The organism is Streptomyces katrae, from assembly GCF_000966975.1.
GTDB lineage: Bacteria > Actinomycetota > Actinomycetes > Streptomycetales > Streptomycetaceae > Streptomyces > Streptomyces katrae.
Genome location: NZ_JZWV01000552.1, coordinates 1 through 3,835 on the forward strand (window position 1 = coordinate 1; position 3,835 = coordinate 3,835).

At 69.4% G+C, this 3,835-nt stretch carries 7 protein-coding genes; 4 read left to right on the forward strand and 3 right to left on the reverse strand.

Annotated features, from left to right (window positions below; genetic code table 11):
* Nucleotides 1-114 precede the first annotated feature (114 nt).
* Nucleotides 115-342: a DUF2277 domain-containing protein gene (locus tag VR44_RS20000; protein ID WP_045948918.1), complete on the reverse strand. Its 228-nt coding sequence runs from the start codon at nucleotides 340-342 to the stop codon at nucleotides 115-117.
* A gap of 7 nt (nucleotides 343-349) precedes the next feature.
* A complete protein-coding gene (locus VR44_RS20005; protein ID WP_245692020.1) occupies nucleotides 350-1,000 on the reverse strand; it encodes a TRADD-N-associated membrane domain-containing protein in 651 nt (216 codons plus the stop codon).
* Between the two features lie 113 nt (nucleotides 1,001-1,113).
* Between VR44_RS20005 and VR44_RS49180 the strand changes: the two genes are divergently transcribed.
* The 4 genes from VR44_RS49180 (at nucleotide 1,114) to VR44_RS20020 (ending at nucleotide 2,804) form a co-directional block, all read left to right on the forward strand.
* Complete coding sequence (locus tag VR44_RS49180; protein ID WP_099895366.1) at nucleotides 1,114-1,188, forward strand: 50S ribosomal protein bL37; 75 nt, start codon at nucleotides 1,114-1,116, stop codon at nucleotides 1,186-1,188.
* A gap of 77 nt (nucleotides 1,189-1,265) precedes the next feature.
* Nucleotides 1,266-1,397: a hypothetical protein gene (locus VR44_RS48465; protein WP_281187160.1), complete on the forward strand. Its 132-nt coding sequence runs from the start codon at nucleotides 1,266-1,268 to the stop codon at nucleotides 1,395-1,397.
* Nucleotides 1,398-1,648: 251 nt separating this feature from the next.
* Nucleotides 1,649-2,050 carry a pyridoxamine 5'-phosphate oxidase family protein gene (locus VR44_RS20015; RefSeq protein ID WP_245692022.1) on the forward strand — a complete coding sequence of 134 codons (402 nt, stop codon included), beginning with the start codon at nucleotides 1,649-1,651 and terminating at the stop codon, nucleotides 2,048-2,050.
* A 145-nt stretch (nucleotides 2,051-2,195) separates the two neighbouring features.
* Complete coding sequence (locus tag VR44_RS20020) at nucleotides 2,196-2,804, forward strand: hypothetical protein (protein WP_045948922.1); 609 nt, start codon at nucleotides 2,196-2,198, stop codon at nucleotides 2,802-2,804.
* A gap of 240 nt (nucleotides 2,805-3,044) precedes the next feature.
* Here VR44_RS20020 and VR44_RS48470 read toward each other — a convergent pair whose 3' ends face one another.
* Nucleotides 3,045-3,170 carry a hypothetical protein gene (locus VR44_RS48470; protein ID WP_281187161.1) on the reverse strand — a complete coding sequence of 42 codons (126 nt, stop codon included), beginning with the start codon at nucleotides 3,168-3,170 and terminating at the stop codon, nucleotides 3,045-3,047.
* Nucleotides 3,171-3,835 lie beyond the last annotated feature (665 nt).

Here is a 3,835-nt window from a genome sequence, read left to right on the forward strand (position 1 = left end):
AGCATGGACTCCATGAGCCGGGGCCAGATCGCCGTCGGCGGCACCCTCGCGGCCGGCGCGCTCGGCGCCGGTGTCTGGCTGCTGCGCCGCCGCGCGGCGGAGGCCCGCTGACGCTCACACCGCGGCAGCGGCCCGCCCGCGCACCTGCACCCCGTCCAGCAGCAGCCGCGTCGCCTCGGCCACGGCGTCCACGGCGGCGTCGAACACCTCCCGGTTGTGCGCGGCCGGCGCCCGGAACCCGGAGACCTTCCGCACGTACTGGAGCGCGGCCGCGCGGATCTCCTCCTCGGTGGCCTTCTCGGGGATGGCGGGCGGGCGCAGGGTCTTGATGGAACGGCACATACCTCCACTATGACCCCGCGGGCGGCAGCTCGGCCCCGGAAAGCCTGATGATGAGCCCGGCCTGCAGCCGTCCCCGCAGCTCCGGATCGGCGACCTCCTCCAGCAGGGCGATCGCCTGCCGGGTGCCCTCCGCGGCCCGCCGGTCCTCCCTGAGGGAGGCGGTCTGGGCTGCCATGTGCCGCAGGGCGGCGTCGGCCCTGCGGTGGAAGAGCTGCCCGACCAGGGTGACGACCACCCCGACGGAGCTGGTCACCACCCCCACGTACGCCTCCCCGCCGCTCTCGGCCTTCCACACCCCGAGCGCGATCCCGAAGAGCAGCACGGCCGCGCCGACGCCGGCGAACCACTGGCTGGTGGCGAAACTGGCACGGGCCTGCGTCAGCCCGTACGCGTAGTACTCGACGAGCATCGGCGTGAACCCGTCGGCCGTTCCCCTTCCCCCCTCCCCCCGCCCCGCGGAGGCGTCCACCAGCCGAGGGTCCCCCGTCTCCCCGGGCTCGGCCGTCCTCTCGCCCAGCCGCGCGAGCAGCCGCTCCCGCTCGGCCTCCCGCGCCCGCTCGAACCGGCCCCGGCCCGGCCACCAGGCCGCCAGCCCCAGCCAGCCGGCCCCGATCCCGAACGCCCCGACGGGCGGGATCCACTCCTCGGCACCCGGCACGCCCATCACCCCCTGCGGGATGGTCCCCGCGCCGCCGAGCGGGAAACCGGCCCGGATCCTAGACTGACGAACGCCCGGAATGTCCACGTACGGCGAATCAAGGGAGACGCCCGATGGCCAAGCGAGGAAACAAGAAGCGCGCCCGCAAGAAGAAGAAGGCCAACCACGGAAAGCGCCCCAACGCCTGACCGCGGCCCACACCCCGAAGCCCCCGACCGCAACCGGCCGGGGGCTGGTGGATGGGGATCACCTCCCAGGTATGCCGATGAGCCGCCCCGCATCCGCCCCCACGCCGGATGTCACGGCCGGCGCGGCATGGGGCCCGGTGCCCGTCGAGGCGGGCAGCGACGCGATGCCGCCGGCGATGAAAGCGGCCGAGGTCATGACCATCATGTAGCGGAACATCCGCCGCCTGGCGGGGGCCGGGCTCGGGGTGTGAACGTGATGGGACATGACTACTGCTCCTCTCGGTATCCCGCCGCTCCGCCGTTCCGTCGCGACCGGACCTCAAGTAAGCGGCCGACCGGCACCCCCGGTCACGCCCCGAAACCCCGTGCCTTGACACCCCCACCCACCCGTGCAGCCCCCACCCGGGCCCTGGCAAACTCCAGCCAAACGATCTTCGAACCCGATCGGGAGGCACAACAGGTGGATGTCGACGAGTTCCTCGCCCGCCCCCTCGTGGCGCGCGTAGCCACGCAGGGGCCCGAGGTCCGGCCCGTGTGGTTCCTCTGGGAAGACGGGGCCTTCTGGTGGCTGACCGGGTCCTACTCCCGCATGGAGCGGATCCTCGCCGTCGATCCCCGCGTCGCGCTGGTCGTCGACACGTGCGAGCTCGCCGACGCCGAGGTCCTCTCCGTGACCTGCCGCGGCACGGCCCAGGTCGTCCCGCTCGACCGGGCCCGGGCCCTGCGCAAACTGACCCGCTACCTGGGCCCCGACCCCCGGACCTGGCCGGCCCGCTTCTCGGAACCCCTGGACGACCCGGCGACCAAACTGGTCCGCTTCACCCCGAACCGCACCCCACACCTGCGCGACCTCTCCTGGTGAACCAGGGAAGCGTCCACCCTCGTGGTGGCCGGCCCGTGCCATGCGCCGCGTGTGCACCGGTGCCCTCTTGCATGCCCCATCCACTACCCACACCGTGATGAAGATGCGGCTCAGCGTTCTGACGACGCAGGGGGGAGGGCAACGCATGGTGACTTCAGCGACACCATGGGCCAGGGCGACCTTCGGGGCAGTGGCCGATCAGCTGACCGAAGCGATCCCGGCGTGCCTCATGGAAGCCCACACCAGGGCCCGCCACGGCCATGAAGGAGTGCACACCCAGACGCTGGAGGCCTACGGCCACGGCCTCTACGCGGCGCAGTACGAAACGCTGGCCGCCAAACTCTCTCCGCTCAGCGGGGCGATAGCCCGGCGGTTACAGAACCGCACTGTGATGATCATCGGCGGCAACGTCATCTACCCCATCCGGTACGCGAAGAAGGATGTGCCGGTCACGGCGGCGCGGCTGCGGAAGGCGGCCGGCTTCCGGGCTGACCTGATCCGGCGCCACGGCCCAGAGCCGATGCAGCAGGTTCTCGACCTCGGCCTGGAGGAACTGGACGAAGAGCCCCTGCACCCGGACGTAGCCCTGCTTCCGCCGGAACTGCGGCTGATCATCGTGGCGTACGCCTGCTCGATGGACCAGGGCGTGATGCGGATCGAATGGGGCTCGGCAGAGCTACGCCGGGAGGACCGCTACCTCCTCTGGCACCACCACGAACCACTCATTCCACCGACCACCCCCCGCGCCGCGTAGCCTGTCGCGGCCCAGTGCCTGTTGACGTCACATGTGGATGCAAAAGGCCCCCCGCCATGATCGGCGGGGGGCCTTCTCGCTGGTGGGCGCGGACGGTTTCGAACCGCCGACATCTGCTTTGTAAGCTCGTCCAACACTGGACCGGAATCGATCCGGCACAGGATACGACGACTCCGTGCAACCGCTCGCCACCGCCGGTGTTCGCCTCCGTTGATGTCAGCGGTGGATGTCAGAAGCTGATCACCACCAGGACCACTTCTTCTTGCTCAGCCCGCGCAGCTTGGCCTTCGCCTCCTTCGCCTCGGCCTGAGCGACCCCACGCCGGGTCCAGCGCCCCTGGTGCTTGGCGCACTGCCCGCTCCCCAAGATCGCCTTGTTTCGGCACCGGCCTCCACGCTCCGTATCCGCTCCACACTTCGGTTGCGTCACCCCCTCCGGCACCTTCAAGAGGTGCTCACGCCGCGTGAGTGAGAGAGGAGCGACCTTGGCCCACGTTGATGAGACAAGGATGATCACAACAATGATCGTGATCATTGCGAGTTCCTGACGCTGGTTTGACACGCATCGGTTGGCCAGGTGTGCGGATGCCTGTGCGTTCCTGGCCTTCTTCCTCACGGCCAGCAGGCCATGTCTGAGCCTCCGGGTTCAGTTGCCCACCTGCCGTTCGGCCTGCCAGCATGCGCGGTCAGGTGGGCTTCGTCATGACCGGATGGATGCTAGCCAGCTACGAGCACTCTCCCGGTGCGGTGCGATTACTCTCGGATGTAAAGGCAGTTGACACGACTTCGCTGAGTAATCGCTAACATGCGGCGAGAATCAAGTTTCACCGATCGATTGCGCCTATGGTGCGCAATGCAGTGGGGACGGTGTACACGGGGTAGCTGGCCGATATGGCTTGTTTCTATCTCTGTCGACGTCTCTGCCGCCCCCGGGTGATCGGTCGCTTTGAGGGCGGATCCCAGTGCCGAGCCCGCCGTCTGGCGCTAGGCCGTTTCCTTCGGATCACCTTGCTGACCAGATGAAGATGGCGG